Raw genomic sequence first — 19,166 nt, forward strand, 5'->3', positions numbered from 1 at the left:
GGGACGCTCCTCCTGCCCGGGGCGCTCCTTCTGTCGGGGACGGTCCTGTCCGGGCGACCCCATCGGGGACGGGCCGATCAGTTCGTCGCGCTCCGTCGGGCCCGCACCCCGGCGCCGATCGCCCATCCCAGACCGCCCGCGGCGACGAGCACGAGGGCGATCTCGGGCAGGATGCCCAGCTTGGTCGCGGGCGTCTCCGAGGAGCGCAGGGGCACCTTCTGCACCAGCGAGTCCGCGACGAACATGCCGGTCTTCTGGGTGATCCTTCCGTCCGGCATGATGATCGCACTGACGCCGCTGGTCACGGGCACCGTGACGGTCCGGCTGTGCTCGACCGCGCGGACGCGTGACATGGCGAGCTGCTGGTAGGTCATCTCGCTGCGGTCGAAGGTCGCGTTGTTGCTCGGCACGGAGATCACCTGCGCGCCGTGGGTGACCGTGTCGCGCACGGCCCAGTCGAAGGCCGCCTCGTAGCAGGTGGCGAGACCGACCTTGGCGCCGTCCATGTCGAACACGCCCGGCTTGCTGCCCCGGCTGAAGTCCTGGCGGACCATGGAGGTCCAGTTCCCGTTGATGGCCCCGATGAGCGAGCGCAGCGGGAGGTACTCGCCGAACGGCTGGACCTGCCGCTTGTCGTACGTCTGGGTGGGTCCCTTCACCGGGTCCCACAGGATCTGCTCGTTGTAGAGCTTGCCGTCGCGCTCGACGACCCCGCCGACCGAGATGGGCGCGCCGATCGCCTTGGCCGCGTTGTCGATGACGACGGCCGCGTCGGCGTAGGCGAAGGGGTCGATGTCGGAGGAGTTCTCGGGCCACAGCACGAAGTCGGGCCGGGCGACCTTGCCCGCCTTGACCTCGGCGGCCAGCCGCTCCGTCTCGCGCGCGTGGTAGTCGAGGACGGCCCGGCGCTGGGCGTTGAACTCCAGGCCGAGGCGGGGGACGTTGCCCTGGATGACGGCGACCGTCGCGGTGCCGTCCTCCGCCTTGTCGCTCACCAGCGTGCGGGCGGCCACGGCGGCGACGACCGGAACGGCCACGCTGAGGAGCGCCACGGCGGCGGCCGACCGCCGCAGCTCACCCGTGCGCCGGCGCTCCAGGACGAGGCGTACGACCTCGTACAGGCCGAAGCCGCACAGGACGACCGCGAAGCCGAGGACCGGGGTGCCGCCCAGTGCGGCGAGGGGCAGGAAGACGCCGTCCGCCTGGCCGAAGGCGATCTTGCCCCAGGGGAAGCCGCGGAAGGGCACGCGCGCGCGTGCCGCCTCTCCGGCGATCCAGAGCGCGGCCGCCCACAGCGGCCAGGCCGGGAGCTTCGACACGGCGGCGGCGCCCACGCCGACCAGCGCGACGAAGACCGCCTCGATGGCCACGAGGGCCAGCCAGGGCCCCGGGCCGACCTCGACGCCGGTCCACACCAGGAGCGGCAGCAGGAAACCCAGCCCGAAGAGGTAGCCGAGACCGAAGGCCGCCTTCCAGCTCCGGCCGCGCAGTACCCAGCCGAAGACGGCGAAGGCCGGCAGCGCCAGCCACCACAGCGTGCGTGGCGGGAAACTGACGTAGAGCAGCACTCCGGAGAGCGCCGCTGCGGCGGCCGGGACGAGGCGCAGGAGCCGGGCGCCGCGCGGGGCCGGCGCGGTCTGGGGCTCCGCCTGGTCCGGCTGGCCCACGGGAGGTGCGGTGACGGTCACTCCGGGAGTGTACGGCGGGTGAGCTTTTGGCCGACAGCACGGTCCGTCGACAGCTCAACCCACGGAGCAGCCCTCGGTCACCGCGCGACCGGCGCACAACCCGGCGCAAGTCATCCACAAACCGTCCATCAGCCGTTACGGTGAGCCAGGACTCCGGTCGCGCACGCGTTCGGGTCCGGCGCGGTTCGGGTCCGTCACGGTCGGGGGGCGACCGGGTTCGGGGGGACGGGGTGGGTTCCACGGGGATGACGTCTGCGGCCGGCACGGGCGCGGACGGAGAAGACGAAGAAAAGCGAAACGTTTCTGATGCGGCGGGCGTGGCCGTGTTCGGGGCCTGCGCCATCTGGTCCCTGGCCACCGCCGCCGTGCACGGGGGACGCCCCGAGGGGGTCCTGCTCGCGGTGCTTGCACTGGCCGCCGGATACGCGGCGGGGCGGATCTTCGGGGTGCTGCTGCCGGTCGCCGCGCCCTGCGCCGGGGCGCTGGCCGGGCTCGCCCTGGCGGTGGCCCTGCCCCGGCTCGCCCCGGGTCCCGAGACCGTCGCGCCGCTGGGTCACGCCGGTGCCACCGCCGCGCTGCTGACCCTGTCGGCCGGTGCCGCGTGCTGCGCCGCCTGGGCCGCGCCGGTGCCCGCGCTGCGGTGGGCGCTGTGGCTGCTCGCCGGGGTGATCTCGGTCGCCGGGGCGCTCCTGGGCTCGACCACGGCGGTGCTGACCTGTTGCGCCGTGCTGCTGTGCTCCCTTGCCGCCGGCCGGATGCGCCGCCGGGGCCCGGGCCTGCTGGCCCTGGCGGGGGCCGCCTTCCTGGTGACGGGCCTGACCTGGGCGGTCGCCGGACACACGCTGTCCGGCGGCCTCGCCGGCGCGCTGCGGGACGGGCTGACGCCTCGCCGGGCCGACCTGTGGCGCGACGCCCTGGGCATGGCCCACGACGAGGCCGGACTCGGCGTGGGCCCCGGGCGCTTCGGGGAGCTGAGCACGACGGCGGCGCAGTCGACGCTGCCCGACGGCAAGCCCCATTCGGCGCCCCTGCAACTGGCGGCGGAGCAGGGTGTCGTCGGTGTGCTGCTGCTCGCCGCGGCCTTCTGCTGGGTGCTGTTCGCCCTGTGGCGCGCGCCGCGCCCCACACCGGTCGTCCTCACGGCGGGCGCCGCGCTCACGGGCCTCGCCGCCGTCGCCGCGATCGGCAACGCGCTGAGCTTCACCACGGTGTCGGTCGGCGCGGGGCTGCTGGCGGGCCTGGCCACGGCCCGACCGCTCACCGAGGAGCCCGCGCCGCCCGAGGCGCTGTCGGAGTTCGAGAGGGACCTGCGCCACGACGACCACCCGGCCGCCTGACGCGCCCGCGCCCGTGCCCGCTGGAGGCGAACGTAAGACGGAGGTCGGGCGGACTTCAGACGGACGTCAGCGCGCCGCGTCCGGGGTGTCCGCCCGCAGCCGGGCCCTGATGACTCGTACGGCCGACTCCGCGTCGTCCACGGTGATCGTGAACGTGTGACCGTCCCAGAGCCGCAGCACCACGCCCTCGCCACGGCGTACGACGACGGCGGTGCCTTTCTCCGGCCGCCAGCGATAGCCCCAGCCGCCCCAGTGGCGCGGGGTGACGAGCGGTTCGAAGTCGGCGCCGGCGACATGGGCCAGCGGGATGCGGCGGCGCGGCAGGCCGATGTGGCCGCAGCGCACTTCGAGGGAGTCCTTGTCGAGCTTCAGGTCGACGTGCACGAAGGCGAGGGTGCCGAAGAGCACCAGCAGCCCGGCCGCGATACAGCCGACGACGGCCATGACGAGGGGGGCGACGCCGGACGTCCACGCGGAGTCGACGGCGAGTTCGATGCCGAGCGCCATGAAGGCGGCGCCGACGAGCGCGAGCAGCCACTGGAACCGGTTGGTGGCGCGCCCGGTCCAGACGTCGGGATGCGGGGCGTCGCGATGCGGGACGTCGGGAAGCGGGGTGCTCTCGTCGTGGGGGTGGTCCCTCATACGCATGAGGTTACTCAGGTTTCGCTGCGCCGGTAGCGCGTCGCGCAGGGTGACTGCTCCGCCCGGGCGGTGGACGGTGCCCGGGGCGGTGTCGGTGCCGGTCGGTCACTGCGCGGGGCTGACGGCCTGGAGCAGGCGGCCTTCCGCGTAGGCCAGGGCGGGCGCCGGGAGAGCGCCCTGGCGGCCGCTGAGGAGAACGGTCACGGTGCCGAGGGGCGCCGCCTCGGGTTCGGGGCGCGCGCCGATCCGGCGCAGGGCCTGCGCGGCGACCGCCCCGGCCGAACCGTGCAGGACGAGCGGCGGACGCCCGGGGCGCTGCACGGCGGCGCGGATGCGGTCGGCGACCAGTTCGTAATGGGTGCAGCCCAGGACGACGGTCGTTACTTCTTCGGGGGTGAGGGCGGCGGCCGCGGTGACCGCGGCGTCGATCGCCGCCCCGTCCGCGTGCTCCACGGCCTCGGCCAGTCCCCAGCAGGGCACCTCGGCGACCGGGACCCCGTCGGCGAAGTCCTGGATCAGGCCCCGCTGGTAGGGGCTGCCGGTGGTGGCGGGCGTGGCCCAGATCGCGACGGGGCCGCCGCCGGCCGCGGCCGGCTTGATCGCGGGCACGGTGCCGATCACCGGGATGCCGGGTTCGAGACGGGCGCGCAGGGCGGGCAGGGCGTGCACGGTCGCCGTGTTGCAGCCGACGATGAGGGCCTCGGGCCGGTGCGCGGCGGCGGCCACGGCGACGGCCACGGCACGCTCGGTGAGGTCCTGCGGGGTGCGCGGGCCCCAGGGCATGCCGTCGGGGTCGAGGGAGAGCACGAGATCGGCGTCGGGCCGCAGGCGCCGTACCGCGGCGGTGGCCGCCAGCAGACCGATTCCGGAGTCCATGAGCGCGATCTTCACCCGGCCACGATAGACGATGTGCTCTTGACGCCCCGTCGGGTGGGGCAGACTGCGCGCGTGAGCGCCGTCGTGTGGATCGCCGCCCTGTCCCTGTCCGCCTGGCTGTGGCTGCTGCTCTGTCAGGGCTTCTTCTGGCGCACGGACGTGCGACTGCCGGCCCGCGAGGAGCCGGAGCGGTGGCCGTCGGTCTGTGTCGTCGTCCCCGCGCGCGACGAGGCGGCGGTGCTGCCGGCGAGTCTGCCCTCACTGCTCGCGCAGGACTATCCGGGGCGGGCGGAGATCTTCCTCGTCGACGACGGCAGCTCCGACGGGACGGGTGATCTGGCGCGCGCTCTCGCCCGGCGTCTCGGCGGGCTCCCGCTGACCGTGGACACGCCGGGCGAGCCGCCCGCGGGCTGGACCGGGAAGCTGTGGGCGGTACGTCACGGCATCGCGCTGGCACGCGCGCGTGAGCCCGAGTACCTCCTCCTCACGGACGCCGACATCGCGCACGCGCCCGACAGCCTGCGGGAACTGGTGGCGGCGGCGCGCACCGGGGGTTTCGACGCCGTCTCCCTGATGGCCCGGCTGCGGGTGGAGAGCCCGTGGGAGCGGCTGGTGGTGCCGGCCTTCGTCTACTTCTTCGCGCAGCTCTACCCCTTCCGCCGGATCGGCCGGCGCGGGGCGCGCACGGCGGCCGCGGCGGGCGGCTGCGTCCTGCTGCGCACCGACGCGGCCGAGCGGGCGCGGATCCCGGACGCCATCCGGCACGCCGTCATCGACGACGTGGCGCTCGCGCGGGCCGTGCGGGGCGCGGGCGGTCGCATCTGGCTGGGGCTGGCCGACCGCGTCGACAGCGTGCGCCCGTACCCGAGGCTGCACGACCTGTGGCGGATGGTGTCGCGCAGCGCCTACGCGCAACTGCGCCACAGCCCGTTCCTGCTGGCCGGCACGGTGCTCGGCCTCGCCCTGGTGTACCTGGCGCCGCCGCTCGCGCTCCTCACCGGACTCGCCGTCGGCGATACGGCCACGGCGGCGCTCGGTGGTATGGCGTGGCTGGTGATGACGGGGACGTACGTCCCGATGCTGCGCTACTACGGTCTGCCGCCGTGGCTCGCTCCCCTGCTGCCGTTCACCGCGTTCCTGTACCTGCTGATGACGGTCGATTCCGCCGTCCAGCACTACCGGGGACGCGGCGCGGCCTGGAAGGGCCGCACCTACGCACGTCCGGACGCCGTGACCGAAGAGGGCTGAGCCCTGGTCGGGGACCGCTACTTGCGGCCCGGCGTCCAGTTCATGCCCCACCCGTAGGCGTGGTCGACGGTCCGCTGCGGGCTCACGCCGCGCTCGGGCACCAGGTAGCGGGCCTCGCGCTGGACGACGAGGTCGCCGCCGTGGTTGGTGATCAGGGCGAGCGCGCACACCGTCGAGGGGACGGTGCACTCGTCGAGGGAGAAGTCGATCGGGGCGCCGAACTGGGGTCGCAGCGTGACCGTGGCGTGCAGATCGGCGAAGGAACGGGCGCCTTCGTAGATGGTCACGAAGACGAGGATGCGCCGGAGGTCGTTCCTGCGGTCGAGGTTGACCGTCAGGTTCTCGCCGCTCGCCTGCGCGCCGGTACGGTCGTCGCCGTCGAGGTGGATGTACGGCGGCTGGTGCAGGGCGCCGAAGGCGTTGCCGAGGGCCTGGACCACGCCCTTGCGGCCGTCGGTGAGTTCGTACAGGGCGCACAGGTCGAGGTCGAGGTCGTTGTGCAGGGCCGTCGCCCGCCCGAGCTTGCTGCCCCACCCCGAGAACTGCTTGCGCGTCTGCCAGTTGAGGTTGACGTGCAGGGTGCCCGAGGTGCCGCCCTGCTTGGTCAGGGACACCGACGGGGCGGCCTTGGTGAGTGTCACCTTGGTCAGCCGGACCGGCGCGGCGGGCGGGGGCGGGGCCTGGTGGACGGGCGGCGGGACCGTGGCCGGGAAGGCGGGCACGGTCGGCGGCGGAGGCGGGGACTGCGGAGTCGACGGGGCGGGGGCGGCCGCCTGCTGCGGTTCGTCCACCGTGATGCCGAAGTCGGTGGCCAGGCCTTCGAGGCCGCTGCCGTAGCCCTGTCCCACGGCCCGGAACTTCCAGGCGCCCTGGCGGCGGTAGAACTCCCCCAGCACGAAGGCCGTCTCGACCGTGGCGCCGGTGCTGTCGAACCGCGCCACGACGGTGCCCTGTGCCGCGTCCCGCACCTCGATGTAGAGGTCCGGGACCTGGCCGAAGGAGCCGCCGTCCGTCGACGCCGCCAGGACGACGGTCTCGATCGCGGGCTCCACGCGCGCGAGGTCGACGAGAAGGGTGTCGGTCACCCGGCCCCCGGCGTCGTTCTTGCCCTCGTGGCGGACGGCTCCGGAGGAATGGGCGGGCTGGTTGTAGAACACGAAGTCGGCGTCGGAACGGACCTTTCCGCCGACGAGCAGCAGCGCCGACGCGTCCGTGTCCGGAACGCCCGGTCCCGAGCGCCGGCCCAGTTCGACCCGCAGTGCCGCGGTCGGCACCGGAGCATTCGACCCCTTGGACATGGACATGTGTACGCCCCCATTGTGTGTCGGTGCGCCCAGGCCGCCCGCCCCGGCACCCCTCGGGTTGTCTGTCCGACAAACCTATTGCGCAGGACGGCGAACGCCCATCAGGAGCGCAGGATCAGCGCAGGCCGACCGTCGGTCACCCGCCGGGAACTCGGCTTTTACACGATGTTCGGGGCGTTTGCCGTCCTATTTTCCACCCTTCGCTCGCATTGGGGATCCGAGGTCACCGCCGACACGGAAATCAACCCTCTTATCAGTCTCCCCAACCAGCACATCGTGGGCTTAACTTATGTGCCATGACCTCCCCCCGCTCCACCTATGGCGGCGGCTACTACGCCTCCTTCCCGGACACTCCGATCTACGACTCGCTCGTGGCCGAGCGGGGCACCCCGCAGATCGCCCCGATCCGGGTCCCCGCGGCGTACGACATGGGCGGCAACCTGCCCGCACTGCCGTCGGCGCTGCCCGCCCTCCCGGCGGGCCCGTCCCACGCGCCCTACGGCTACCCGCAGGCCCAGCAGCCCGCTCCGCTGCAGCAGGCCCCGGCGGCGTACATCCCGCCGCAGGCCGCGCCGCGCGGCTATCCCGGACCCCAGGCGCAGCAGCAGCCGCGCCCGGCCGGTCCCGGCACGGGGTACGAGGCGATGCGCCCCGCCGCGCCCCGGCCCGCCGCGCCTCAGTACCAGGATCCGTACAACCAGCAGCAGTACCGCGGCGGCTACTGAGCCGACCCGGGGTTGTCGGTGCCGCCTGGCAGGATGACCTCATGGGGAACGCGGAGCTGCTGTCGATTCACGTCCATCCGGTCAAGGCGTTGCGGGGTCAGGCGCCCCGGGAGGCCGTCGTGGAGCCCTGGGGGCTGGCCGGTGACCGACGCTGGGCGTTGATCGACGACGGGGGAAGGGTCGTCACGCAACGCCAGCGGCCGCGCCTCGCGCTGGCCGCCGCCGAGCTGCTGCCCGGCGGCGTCCGTCTGTCCGCGCCGGGCCTCGAGCCGCTGACCGTGCGGGTGCCCGAGTCTGTGGGCACGGTGTCGCTGGAGATCTTCCGCGACAAGGTGGAGGGGGTCCTCGCCGACGACGCCGCGCACGCCTGGTGCAGCGCCCATGTCGGTGCCGACGTGCGGCTGGTGCACCTGGACGACCCCGCGACGCGCAGGCCCGTCGATCCCGAGTACGCGCTGCCCGGCGAGACCGTCACCTTCGCCGACGGATTTCCGCTGCTGGTCACCACGACCGCGTCCCTCGACGCCCTCAACTCCCTGATCGCGCAGGGCGGCCTGGCCGCGGAGGGGCCGCTGCCGATGGACCGATTCCGGCCGAACCTGGTCCTGGCGGGCACCGACCCCTGGGCCGAGGACGGCTGGTCGCGCCTGGCCGTCGGCGACGTCGAGTTCCGCGTCGCCAAGCCGTGCGGACGATGTGTCGTGACCACCACCGACCAGGTCACCGCCGCCCGCGGCAAGGAGCCCCTGTCCACCCTCGCCCGGCACCGCCGCCTGGACGGCAGACTGGTCTTCGGACAGAACCTGGTGCCTCTCTCCCGGGGCACGGTGAGGGTCGGCGATCCGGTACGCGTCGTCGCATGATTCCGGCCGCGATCGGAGGCGGGGCGATCCGTGGGAACCCCCGCCCGGTCCCGGAGCGTTGGGACTGTGTGAGCGGGAAGGGGTCGGGAAGGGGGTGCGGGTCGTGCGAGCGATCGGCGGGATCTGGCGCTGGCGACACAATCCGCTGCGCCGGGGGACGGATCTGGCCGAGGCCTGGGTGGCTCTGTCGGCGCTGCTCCTGATCCTCCTCGTGGCACCCGTGGTGGGCTCCGTCATCGGCACGGTCGCACAGGACGTCCTGCAGCGGTCGGTCCGCGAGCAGCGCCTGTCCCACCACGAGGTCACGGCCACCGTGGTGCGCGAGGTGGCCGGCTCGCCGCTGGACGTGGACCCGGAGACGACCACCGGCCGGGAGACCCGTACCCGGGTCGTCGCGGACTGGACCGCGCCGGACGGCACCGCACAGCACGGCACGGTCCTGGCGGGCCTCAGAACCCCGCACAGCGGCGACCGCTTCGCGATATGGACGGACGGCCACGGCCGGCCGGCGCCCCGCCCGCTGGACTCCGTCACGGCGACGACGCACGCCGTGCTCGCCGGCTTCGGCGCGGCCCTGCTCACCGCGGGCGCGGTCGAGGGCGGCCGGCGGCTGATCGTCTGGCGCATGGTCCGCCGCCGGTACGCCTGTTGGGACCAGGCCTGGGACCGGGCGGGCCCGGACTGGGGCCGCACCGGCACCGGCTGCTGACGGCCTTTCCTCTCTGGTCAACCCACCACCCGCGCGCACGCTACGGTGGTCCGGCCGAAGCATTTCGGCATCAACCCGCGTACCACGAGGTGGGGGCACGGCAACGCCATGGCACAGGGCACGGTCCAGGTGACGCACACCGGCACATCGAGGTGGCGGCGCCGCACGGGTGAGTACGCATCGCTCGCCGCCGCCCTGGAGGCCGCGGCCGAGGGGGACGTCCTCACCATCGCTCCCGGCACCTACCGGGAGAACCTCGTGGTGCAGCGGTCGGTGACCCTGCGCGGGCCCGAGGGCTCCCCCGGTTCCGTGCGCCTCGCACCCCTGGACGGGGTGCCGCTGACCGTGCGGGCCTCGGCGGTCGTGCAGGACCTGCACGTGGAGGGCCAGGACGCGGCCGCTCCCGCGGTGCTCGTCGAGGAGGGCACGCCGGAGCTGCTGGACCTGCGGATCGTCACCCGGTCCGCGGCGGGCATCGAGGTGCGCGGCAGCGCCCGCCCGACGGTCCGGCGGTGCACGGTCGACAACCCGGCGGGCATCGGCATCGCCGTGGTCGACGGCGGCGGCGGAGTCTTCGAGGAGTGCGAGGTCGTCGCGGCCGGTCAGGCCGGCGTCCTGGTGCGCGGGGGCGCCCACCCCCGGCTGGAGCGCTGCCGGGTGCACCACACCTCGGGCGCGGGCCTGAGCGCGACCGGCGACAACTCCGCGCTGGAGGCGGTGGGCTGCGAGGTCTACGAGGTCAGGGGCAGCGGTGTGCAGATCACCGCCCGGGCCAGCGCGCACCTCACCGACTGCGACGTCCACCGCACCACCGGCGACGGCGTCACCCTCGACACGGACGCCGTGCTCACCCTGGCCGACTGCCGGATCCACGACATCCCGGAGAACGCGGTCGACCTGCGCTCCCGCTCGGTGCTGACGCTGACCCGCACGACGGTGCGGCAGTTCGGGCGCAACGGGCTGTCGGTGTGGGACCCGGGCACGCGCGTGGACGCCAACCAGTGCGAGATCTTCGACAGCACCGGCGACTACCCGGCGGTCTGGGTCAGTGACGGCGCGACGGCGGTCCTCGACTCCTGCCGGGTGCACGACGTGCCGGACGCCCTGTTCGTCCTCGACCGCGGCTCGCGCGTGGACGTCGTCGACAGCGACCTGTCCCAGGTGCGCAACACGGCCGTGTCGGTGAGCGACGGCGCGACCGCCCAGCTCGACGACTGCCGGATCCGGGACGCGGCGACCGGCGCGTGGTTCCGCGACCACGGCAGCGGCGGCACCCTCAACAACTGCACCGTGGACGGCACACAGACCGGTGTGATCGTCACCAAGGGCGCCGACCCCACCGTCGAGCGCTGCACGGTCGACTCCCCCGCCGAGGCCGGGTTCTACGTGTCGGCGGGCGGCCGCGGCAGCTTCCTGAACTGCCGGGTGACCAACAGCGGCGGCTACGGCTTCCACGTGATAGACGGCAGCCGTACGACGCTGCGCAAGTGCCGTACGGAGCGCTGCGCGCGCGGCGGCTACGAGTTCGCGGACGCCGGGGCGGACGCCACCCCCGGTTCCGCACCCCTGGTCGAGGACTGCACCAGCGACGAGAGCGCGGGCGTGCGGACCCCGGGTGCCGCGGCGGCACCGGAGCCGGTGCTGCAGACGACCGCCCAGTCGTCCGGGCTGCTCGGTGTGATCCCCGAGCAGCGCGTCACCGTCCCGGAGGAGCCGCAGCGGGCCGGCGACGAGCCGCAGGCGTCGGTGCGGACCTCCAAGGACGTGCTCGGCGAACTGGACACGCTGGTGGGCCTGGAGAGCGTCAAGCGCGAGGTGCGGGCCCTCATCGACATGATCGAGGTGGGCCGGCGCCGCCGGCAGGCCGGGCTGAAGGCGGCGTCCGTCAAACGCCACCTGGTCTTCACCGGCTCCCCCGGCACCGGCAAGACGACGGTCGCGCGGCTCTACGGCGAGATCCTCGCCGCCCTCGACGTCCTGGAGAAGGGCCACCTCGTCGAGGTGTCCCGGGTCGACCTGGTCGGCGAGCACATCGGCTCGACGGCGATCCGCACCCAGGAGGCCTTCCAACGGGCGCACGGCGGCGTGCTGTTCATCGACGAGGCGTACGCGCTGTCGCCGGAGGACGCGGGGCGGGACTTCGGCAAGGAGGCCATCGACACCCTCGTGAAGCTGATGGAGGACCAGCGGGACGCCGTCGTCGTGATCGTGGCGGGCTACACGGCCGAGATGGAGCGGTTCCTCTCGGTCAACCCCGGTGTGGCGTCCCGTTTCTCACGGACCATCACCTTCGGCGACTACGGCCCCGACGAGCTGCTGCGGATCGTGGAGCAGCAGGCCGAGGAGCACGAGTACCAGCTCGGCCCGGGCACCGCGGACGCCCTGCTGAAGTACTTCACGGAGCTCCCGAAGGGCCCCGCCTTCGGCAACGGGCGTACCGCGCGGCAGACGTTCGAGGCGATGGTCGAGCGGCACGCGAGCCGGGTCGCGCAGGTGGCGGAGCCGGACAAGGACGACCTGACGCTGCTGTACGCGGAGGACCTCCCCGAGCTGCCCTGACCCGCTCACGCGCGCTGCACGGGAACCTCGGGCACCTCCGGTCGCAGCCGCCCCAGCAGCAGCGCGCGTTCCTGCGCGAACGCCGGGTCGGCCTGGTAGTCGGAGTGGCCCAGGACGGCCGCGGGCAGCGGGTGGTCGCCGGTGCGGCCGTATGCGAGCGGGTCCGCGAGGGGCTCGCGGTCCACCTGCGGGCCGCAGCCGTCGCCGGCGAGTCTCACCGGGCCGCCGATGGGGTCGGTGAGCCGGTACAGGTTGCGCCAGCAGGCGATGTCCTCGTGCAGGGCGGCGAGCGCGGCCGGGCCGAAGTGGGCCGGGAACCAGCGGCCGTAGAGACGCTCGATCGGGGAGCCGTAGGTGAGCAGGGCGACCCGGCTGCGGTCGGAGGGGTTCAGCTGCCAGGCCGCGGCTGCCGCGAGGACGCTGCCCTGGGAGTGGCCGGAGATGACGAGGCGTCCGCCGGTGGCGCGCGTCCAGGTGGCCATGCGCCAGGTCAGGTCGGGTACCGCGCGCTCGGCGTAGCAGGGCGGGGCGAAGGGGTGCGCGGCGCGCGGCCAGAAGGTGCCGACGTCCCAGAGGATGCCGATCGTGCGCCGCGCGGAGGCGTCCTTGTAGGCGCGCCGGCCCCAGGTGACGAAGAGTATGAAGCCTAGCCCGATGAGCCAGGAGCCCAGCGCCTGTGCGGTCTGGGCCGCTCCGTGCACGAACGGCTGGGCCGCCTCCCCGGCCCGGACCGGGGTCTTCCCCGTGCCGAACGCCCCGACGATCGCGCCCGCGCCCAGGACCAGGGTCGCGGTGGAGGTGACGGCGACGAGGAGGGGTGCGCGGTCGGTGAGCGTGGCCATTGCACGGGCGCGGGCGATACGACGGGTGCGGGCCGGGTCGCCGGGCGCCACCCCGTACTCCCGGACCACCTTCTCCTGCTCGACCCGGGTCAGCAGCAGGGTCCGCCGCCCGAGCACCCCGCACAGCACCACCAGGACCGCGATCAGGACGGGGATCGCGGACGCCTGCCAGGTCAGCAGCACGGGCGGCCCGTCGAGGTAGGTCCCGGTGCCGTCCAGCCAGTCCGACACCCGCTGCGACACACCCCCCGACATCACCCCGCCCAGAGCACAGGCCAGCAAGGCCACCGCAGGCCCACCGAGCCCACCCAACGCACACCGCTCCTGTGGGCAGCGGGGGTGCAGGGCGCGGGCGACGATCGCCAGGGCGATGACCAGGGCGCCCTGGGTGAGGGCGAGGGCGCCGAAGGTGGCGTCGCCCGGGAGGCGGCCGTCGGAGTGCCAGCCGGGGCGGTTCCAGCCGGCGTACAGCAGCGTGAGGGCCAGCAGGACGAGGGCGGCCAGCGGGAGGCGGTGCACCAGGTGGGCGTCCAGGCGGCGGTCGAGGCGGTGTTCGCTGCGGCCCCGGCGGCACACCACCCACACCGTGGCCAGCGCGCCCGCGGCCAGGGACACCTCCAGCAGCCGGCCGAGCCCGTCGAGGAGGGCGGAGCCGCCGGGGCGGCGGTCCTGGCGTACGGCCGCCGTGCCGACCGCCGCGGCCACCGTCAGCAGCCCGGCCGCCGTGTGCGCCGCGCGGAGGCGGGCCACCAGGCGGCGCCCGTACCAGAAGCCGGGCCGGCCGAGCGCGGTGTGGGCGGGGCCGGTCTCGGGTTCGGGCGTGGGATCGAGGGGTTCCTGTGACTCGTACGCCCGCCAGGTGCGGTGGGAGAGATACCAGAGGAGGCCGGTGAGGGCGGTCGGGACCAGGGCCGCGAGGGCGAGGCGGCGGCCGGGCGGGCTCCACCAGCCGTCGTCCGAGACCACCGGTGAGAGGAAGCCCAGCCAGGAGTGGCGCTCGGCGCACGCGGGCGTGCCCGCGCACTGCCAGGCCGTCAGGTCGAGGGCGACCTCGCAGGCCGCCGCGACGAGCAGCACCGTCAGGCTCAGCGCCGCGAGCCGCACCAGCAGACCGTAAAGACGCACCGTGCGGACGCGGTCCCGGGCGGCGGGCCGCATCCAGTGGACCAGGTTGACGACCATGAACGGCAGCAGCAACAGCCACAGGGCGCGTGTGCCGTTGCCGGAGGTGAGGTTGGACCAGACGTAGGCCTCGGGCACGGGGGCGTCGCGGCCCCGGTCGTCGCCGGGTCCGGTGTCGGCGGTGACGTCGTCGGCGCGCCGGAAGACGGCCGCCGTCTCGTCGCCGGTGATCCGCACCGTGCGCGGATCGTTCAGCATCTTCTCGGGCGTGGCGCCGCCCACCCCGTGCACCAGGAGTTCCAGGGCCGTTCGGTCCGCAGAGACACGTTCCACTGTTCGCACTTCCCCCGTGACACGCCTTCGACTTGTGTCCGCGCGGGCATAAGGATCGCCGTTTCGCAGGCGTGATACACCTCCCGTCACAGAATCTCCCCGGACCGTGCGGCACACTCCGGTGCCGCCCGTGCATGGCATGCACGCGTCGGGGTGGTGGGACGGCGGTGAGCGTGCCGTGCGAGGATGGGACGCCCGCACCCCAACGCCGGGGAGAACGTCCTCGTCGGAGCAGGTGAGCGGGCCTGTCGGACGGTGTGAGGGAAAGGACCGGAGCGTACGTGAGTGAGAATCAGAACCTCCTCGCGGAGCAGCGCCGCTCCCTGATCCTGGACGAGGTACGGCGTCGTGGCGGCGTCCGTGTCAACGAACTGACCCGCAAGCTCGGCGTGTCGGACATGACGGTGCGCCGCGATCTCGACGCGCTGGCGCGGCAGGGTGTCCTGGAGAAGGTGCACGGCGGCGCGGTGCCGGTCGTGGAGGCGAGCACCCACGAGCCGGGCTTCGAGGCGAAGTCGGGCCTGGAGCTGACCGCCAAGGAGGACATCGCGAAGGCCGCGGCGCAGCTCGTCGCCCCGGGCAGCGCGATCGCGCTGTCGGGCGGTACGACGACGTACGCGCTGGCGCACCACCTGGTGGACGTGCCGGACCTGACCGTGGTGACCAACTCGGTGCGGGTGGCCGACGTCTTCCACCTGGCGCAGCGCACCGCAGGACCCCGGCAGGGCGCCGCCACGGTCGTGCTGACCGGCGGGGTGCGTACGCCGTCCGACTCGCTGGTGGGCCCGGTCGCCGACCAGGCCATCGCGGCGCTCCACTTCGACGTGCTGTTCCTCGGCGTGCACGGGATATCGGCCGAGGCCGGTCTGTCGACGCCGAACCTCGCGGAGGCCGAGACCAACCGGCGCCTGGTGCAGTCGGCCCGCCGGGTCGTGGTGGTCGCGGACCACACCAAGTGGGGTGTGGTGGGCCTGAGTTCGTTCGCGGCGCTGGAGCAGGTCGACACGCTGGTGACGGACGCGGGGCTGCCGGGCGCGGCTCGCGCGGAGATCTCCGAGCACCTGCGGCGGCTGGTGGTCGCGGGCGAGGCGGACGCGTCGGGCGAGCCCGCCGAGGGTGCAGACATCTGACGGGCCGGCGGCTAGGGTGGCGCCCCGTTTTCCTCGTCCTGAGGAGGTAGCGCGCATGGCTCACCGACTGCGGCCCGAAGGGCTGGACTTCGTCGGGACCGCCCCGGTACGGCTGGTCTTCGCGCGGGAGGTCGCCGCCTCCCCCGAGCAGGTCTTCCGCGCCCTCGCCGAGGACGTGTCCGACTGGTCCGAGTGGTTTCCCGCCGTGACCTCCATCCAGCCTCTCGACGACGGCGCGGGGCGCGACGTACGCCTCAAAGGCGGTGGACGTCTTCGCGAGACGGTCCTCGTGGCGAAGGCGCCGGAGGTGTACGCCTACCGGGTGGACGTCGCCAACGCGCCGGGCCTGCGGGCGCTGGTCGAGGAGTGGCGGCTGACGCCGGCCGGGGCGGGGACGCGGGTGCGGTGGACGTTCGCCGCCGACGGCAACGGAGCGCTGCGGGCGGTCCTGCGGCTGGCCCGGGCGGGTCTGGGGCGGTCCTTCCGGGACGCGGTGACGCGACTGGACCGCCGGCTCGCTCCCTAGGGATCGGTGGGTCGGCAGGGATCGGTGGGTCGTCAGGCGGGCCACACGCCCGTGGCCAGCAGTGACTCGATCGCGGCGGTGTAGGGGGCGATGTCCAGGCCCTGTTCGGCGAGCCAGGCGTCGGAGTAGTACTTGTCGAGGTAGCGGTCGCCCGGGTCGCACAGCAGGGTGACCACGCTGCCCTGGCGTCCGTCGGCCACCATCTCGGCGACGATCTTGAGCGCGCTCCACAGTCCGGTGCCCGTCGAGCCGCCCGCCTTGCGGCCGATGGCCTGTTCCAGGGCGCGCACGGCGGCGACGCTGGCCGCGTCGGGGACCTTCATCATCCGGTCGACGGCGCCGGGCACGAAGCTCGGTTCCATGCGCGGCCGGCCGATGCCCTCGATGCGCGAGCCGCAGTCGCAGGTGACGTCCGGATCGCCGGTGGTCCAGCCCTCGAAGAAACAGGAGTTCTCGGGGTCGGCGACACAGACGCGGGTGTTGCGCTGGGTGTAGTGGACGTAGCGGGCGAGGGTCGCGGAGGTGCCGCCGGTGCCGGCCGTGGCCACGATCCAGGCGGGCTCCGGGAACCGCTCCGACTCCAGCTGGCGGAAGATGGATTCGGCGATGTTGTTGTTCCCGCGCCAGTCCGTGGCGCGTTCCGCGTAGGTGAACTGGTCCATGTAGTGGCCCCCGCTGTCCGCCGCGAGGCGGGCCGACTCCTCGTACAGCGTGCGCGAGTCGTCGACGAAGTGGCACTGGCCGCCGTGGAACTCGATCAGGCGGATCTTCTCGGGGCTCGTCGTACGGGGCATCACCGCGATGAAGGGCACGCCGATCAGCTTGGCGAAGTACGCCTCCGACACGGCCGTCGAACCGCTGGACGCCTCGATCACCGGGCGGCCCGGCCGGATCCAGCCGTTGCACAGGCCGTAGAGGAAGAGGGAGCGGGCGAGGCGGTGCTTGAGGCTGCCGGTGGGGTGGGTCGACTCGTCCTTGAGGTACAGGTCGATGCCCCACTTCTCGGGCAGCGGGAAGCGCAGCAGGTGCGTGTCGGCGGAGCGGTTGGCGTCCGCCTGGACCTTGCGGACGGCTTCTTTCAGCCAGTCGCGGTAGGCGGGGTCGCTGTGGTCGACGTCGAGGGTGGCGCCGGTCCTGGGGTGCTGGGAGGTGGTCACGGCGGGGGCTCCTTCAGGCTTCGCGCCGACGGTGGTCCGCGCGGCCGACACCTCGATCATAAGCACCTTCCGCACGCTTCTCACCTGCATAAACACACCTTTGAGGCCCTCAAAGCCGGCCCTGGGGAGCGGGTGCGGGCAGGTGGGGGCGCATTCGCGCGAGTGCTCCGGGCGGGTGCGGACGGGGTGTTCCCCGCACTGGTGCTCGCCGCCGGGCGCGGGCAGACTGCACCGGGTCGGGCGCGGGGTCCCGGACGGGGTGAACGCCCCGGTCCGGCGGCTGGGCCCGGACGGGGGCGCACACTGGTTACGAGGACGAGCACAAGGACGAGTTCGATCGGACGCGGGCAAGATCACGCCCCACGCGGGTGCGCGGTCCGGCTCGCCCAGGCGCACAAGGGGGCGGGAGGCATGGCGGAGCCGGAGTTCACGGCTACGGGCGTGCGCATCGGGAAGCGGCTGCGCTCGCTCACCCGGGCCGGTCAGGTCCGGATCAGCGACGGCAGGCTGGAGTTGCTGACCAGCTACGGCAGCGAGATCGACAGCGCGCCCGTGCAGGCGGTCCGCGCCTCGAAACCCTGGTTCGCCCCGGAGGACCGGGCACTGGCCGACGTCAACGGCACACGGTACCTGCTGACGCTGGGTGACCACGATCCGGCGCCGGGCGAGCCGGGGCCGCCCGCCGCGCGCCGCTTCATCGAGGCCGTGCGCAGGGCGGCGGGGCGCGGCGGCTGAGCCTGCGCCGAGTGCGGCAGAGGGGCGACACAGAGGGGGCACCGGGACGGCCCGGGGACGGCCCGACTCCGCGGCCGGAACGCCGCGAGTTGCGGCACCGCGGCCACTGGGTCACTCTGGTCTCACGTCACTCTGGGTTTACCGGCGATAACGCTGCGAACCAGCCCCGCCGGCCACGACAGCAGGCGGCCGCCTTGCGCAGACGCTCTGCTCGATCCGAACTCCGTGTTCTTCCGGACCTCAGTCGGGGAGTCGCAGCCGTGATCACCAACCCAAACAGGCACTGCGCGGTGGAGCTCCAAGCCCTGCCGTCGCGGATCGGCCAGGTCCGCAGAATCGTATCGGCGCAGTTGCGCTACTGGCACATGGATCCGCTCATAGACCGGGCCGCGCTCGGCGTGACGGAGCTGTTGACCAACGTCCACCTGCACGCCCAGCCCGACAAGGTGTGCGTCGTGGAGATGGAGCTGCTGCTCGACCGGCTCACCGTCTCCGTGCGCGACCACGACCCGCGGCTGCCGGTCGTGGGCGAGATGAAGGACGCCGCGGCCCTCGCCACGTGTGGGCGCGGGCTCGCCATGGTGGCCGCGGTCAGCGAGAGCTGGGGCGCGCGGCCGGACGGCGAGTCCGGCAAGGTCGTCTGGTTCACGCTGCCGGCGCCCGTCGCCGCGCGCGAGCTGTCGGCCCGTCCACCGCGCCGCACGCCCCGCGAGCAGGTCGCGCCCCGGTTCACGGAGGTCGTCTGCGTCGACGATCTGCGGCCCGCACATGCTCCCGCCCGGTCGGCCGTCGTCGGCTGACCGGGCGGTGACCTCACCTCCGGGCGTCCGTCGCCCGGCGCGACGGTGAGGTGCGCCTCGGGCACACGTCACTCAGGTCATGGTGTCGGGGGTCGCGGGGGTCGTGGTGCTCATGCCGCACCGCCGCCCTTGCCCATGCGGCCGAACTGCTCGTCCAGGACGGACAGCCGGCGCCAGTACTCGTCCTCGTCGATCTCGCCGGAGGCGAAGCGGCGGCCGAGGACCGCGAGGGGCGAGTCGCCGGTGGGGCGGGGGTCGCCGGCCGCGTTCCAGGGGCCACGGCGCCCGCGCCACACGGTGCGGCGCAGGAGCGTGACGACGCCGATCACCACGGCCGCCCAGATCAGCGGGAAGAACAGGATCCACGGGCCGGGTCCGCCGTCCCAGTTCGCCAGGGTGTTCATCTCGGGTCATCTCCCTCGGTGGGGTTCTCGTTCGATGTCTCGAGAGTCCCGCCGGGAGGGGGTCCGGGTCGTCGTACGGCCAGCGGCAGTGCGTGTACCCCGCGGGGAGTACGCGCGCGTTGATCGGCTGCTCCCTGGCGGGCCTTCGGCGTCGGGTGGCGCTGGG

At 73.7% G+C, this 19,166-nt stretch carries 17 protein-coding genes; 10 read left to right on the forward strand and 7 right to left on the reverse strand.

Annotated elements, in window-relative coordinates:
* Positions 1 to 77 precede the first annotated feature (77 nt).
* Positions 78 to 1,688, reverse strand: a complete 1,611-nt coding sequence (gene lnt / locus OG352_RS02800; RefSeq protein ID WP_329213951.1) for an apolipoprotein N-acyltransferase — start codon at positions 1,686 to 1,688, stop codon at positions 78 to 80.
* A gap of 317 nt (positions 1,689 to 2,005) precedes the next feature.
* Between lnt and OG352_RS02805 the strand changes: the two genes are divergently transcribed.
* Positions 2,006 to 3,025, forward strand: coding sequence for an O-antigen ligase family protein (locus tag OG352_RS02805; RefSeq protein WP_329213953.1), 1,020 nt, complete (start codon positions 2,006 to 2,008; stop codon positions 3,023 to 3,025).
* A 66-nt stretch (positions 3,026 to 3,091) separates the two neighbouring features.
* On the opposite strand, the gene OG352_RS02810 is transcribed toward OG352_RS02805, so the two are convergent.
* Together OG352_RS02810 and OG352_RS02815 are read right to left on the reverse strand one after the other, a co-directional pair.
* Positions 3,092 to 3,667 carry a hypothetical protein gene (locus OG352_RS02810; protein ID WP_329213955.1) on the reverse strand — a complete coding sequence of 192 codons (576 nt, stop codon included), beginning with the start codon at positions 3,665 to 3,667 and terminating at the stop codon, positions 3,092 to 3,094.
* Between the two features lie 105 nt (positions 3,668 to 3,772).
* Positions 3,773 to 4,558 carry a glutamate racemase gene (locus tag OG352_RS02815; RefSeq protein ID WP_329213957.1) on the reverse strand — a complete coding sequence of 262 codons (786 nt, stop codon included), beginning with the start codon at positions 4,556 to 4,558 and terminating at the stop codon, positions 3,773 to 3,775.
* Between the two features lie 69 nt (positions 4,559 to 4,627).
* Between OG352_RS02815 and OG352_RS02820 the strand changes: the two genes are divergently transcribed.
* Complete coding sequence (locus tag OG352_RS02820) at positions 4,628 to 5,791, forward strand: glycosyltransferase (RefSeq protein WP_443072470.1); 1,164 nt, start codon at positions 4,628 to 4,630, stop codon at positions 5,789 to 5,791.
* 17 nt (positions 5,792 to 5,808) lie between these two features.
* Here the strand turns inward: OG352_RS02820 and OG352_RS02825 are convergent, their stop codons facing one another.
* Entirely contained in the window at positions 5,809 to 7,089 is a 1,281-nt protein-coding gene (locus tag OG352_RS02825) for a TerD family protein (protein WP_329223679.1), read from the reverse strand.
* Between the two features lie 302 nt (positions 7,090 to 7,391).
* On the opposite strand from OG352_RS02825, the gene OG352_RS02830 reads away from it, so the two are divergent.
* The 4 genes from OG352_RS02830 (at position 7,392) to OG352_RS02845 (ending at position 11,951) form a co-directional block, all read left to right on the forward strand.
* Entirely contained in the window at positions 7,392 to 7,820 is a 429-nt protein-coding gene (locus tag OG352_RS02830; RefSeq protein ID WP_329213961.1) for a DUF6643 family protein, read from the forward strand.
* 41 nt (positions 7,821 to 7,861) lie between these two features.
* Positions 7,862 to 8,683, forward strand: coding sequence for an MOSC domain-containing protein (locus OG352_RS02835; RefSeq protein ID WP_329213963.1), 822 nt, complete (start codon positions 7,862 to 7,864; stop codon positions 8,681 to 8,683).
* Positions 8,684 to 8,786: 103 nt separating this feature from the next.
* Positions 8,787 to 9,392 (forward strand): Rv1733c family protein, encoded by a 606-nt coding sequence (locus OG352_RS02840; RefSeq protein ID WP_329213965.1) that lies wholly within the window; start codon positions 8,787 to 8,789, stop codon positions 9,390 to 9,392.
* Positions 9,393 to 9,500: 108 nt separating this feature from the next.
* A complete protein-coding gene (locus OG352_RS02845) occupies positions 9,501 to 11,951 on the forward strand; it encodes a right-handed parallel beta-helix repeat-containing protein (RefSeq protein WP_329213966.1) in 2,451 nt (816 codons plus the stop codon).
* Positions 11,952 to 11,956: 5 nt separating this feature from the next.
* On the opposite strand, the gene OG352_RS02850 is transcribed toward OG352_RS02845, so the two are convergent.
* Positions 11,957 to 14,248 (reverse strand): hypothetical protein, encoded by a 2,292-nt coding sequence (locus OG352_RS02850; RefSeq protein WP_329213968.1) that lies wholly within the window; start codon positions 14,246 to 14,248, stop codon positions 11,957 to 11,959.
* Positions 14,249 to 14,529: 281 nt separating this feature from the next.
* Between OG352_RS02850 and OG352_RS02855 the strand changes: the two genes are divergently transcribed.
* Positions 14,530 to 15,378: a DeoR/GlpR family DNA-binding transcription regulator gene (locus tag OG352_RS02855; RefSeq protein ID WP_329213970.1), complete on the forward strand. Its 849-nt coding sequence runs from the start codon at positions 14,530 to 14,532 to the stop codon at positions 15,376 to 15,378.
* Between the two features lie 55 nt (positions 15,379 to 15,433).
* Positions 15,434 to 15,904, forward strand: a complete 471-nt coding sequence (locus tag OG352_RS02860; RefSeq protein ID WP_329213972.1) for an SRPBCC family protein — start codon at positions 15,434 to 15,436, stop codon at positions 15,902 to 15,904.
* A gap of 32 nt (positions 15,905 to 15,936) precedes the next feature.
* Here OG352_RS02860 and OG352_RS02865 read toward each other — a convergent pair whose 3' ends face one another.
* Positions 15,937 to 17,061, reverse strand: a complete 1,125-nt coding sequence (locus OG352_RS02865) for a PLP-dependent cysteine synthase family protein (protein ID WP_329223680.1) — start codon at positions 17,059 to 17,061, stop codon at positions 15,937 to 15,939.
* Between the two features lie 411 nt (positions 17,062 to 17,472).
* Here OG352_RS02865 and OG352_RS02870 point away from each other — a divergent pair, with 411 nt between their 5' ends.
* Positions 17,473 to 17,796: a hypothetical protein gene (locus tag OG352_RS02870; RefSeq protein WP_327312809.1), complete on the forward strand. Its 324-nt coding sequence runs from the start codon at positions 17,473 to 17,475 to the stop codon at positions 17,794 to 17,796.
* Between the two features lie 260 nt (positions 17,797 to 18,056).
* Positions 18,057 to 18,596 (forward strand): ATP-binding protein, encoded by a 540-nt coding sequence (locus tag OG352_RS02875; protein WP_329213978.1) that lies wholly within the window; start codon positions 18,057 to 18,059, stop codon positions 18,594 to 18,596.
* 110 nt (positions 18,597 to 18,706) lie between these two features.
* On the opposite strand, the gene OG352_RS02880 is transcribed toward OG352_RS02875, so the two are convergent.
* On the reverse strand, positions 18,707 to 19,000 hold the full coding sequence (locus tag OG352_RS02880) for an SHOCT domain-containing protein (RefSeq protein ID WP_329213980.1): 294 nt from the start codon (positions 18,998 to 19,000) through the stop codon (positions 18,707 to 18,709).
* Between the last annotated feature and the right edge of the window lie 166 nt (positions 19,001 to 19,166).

Source organism: Streptomyces sp. NBC_01485, assembly GCF_036227125.1.
Classification (GTDB): Bacteria; Actinomycetota; Actinomycetes; order Streptomycetales; family Streptomycetaceae; genus Streptomyces.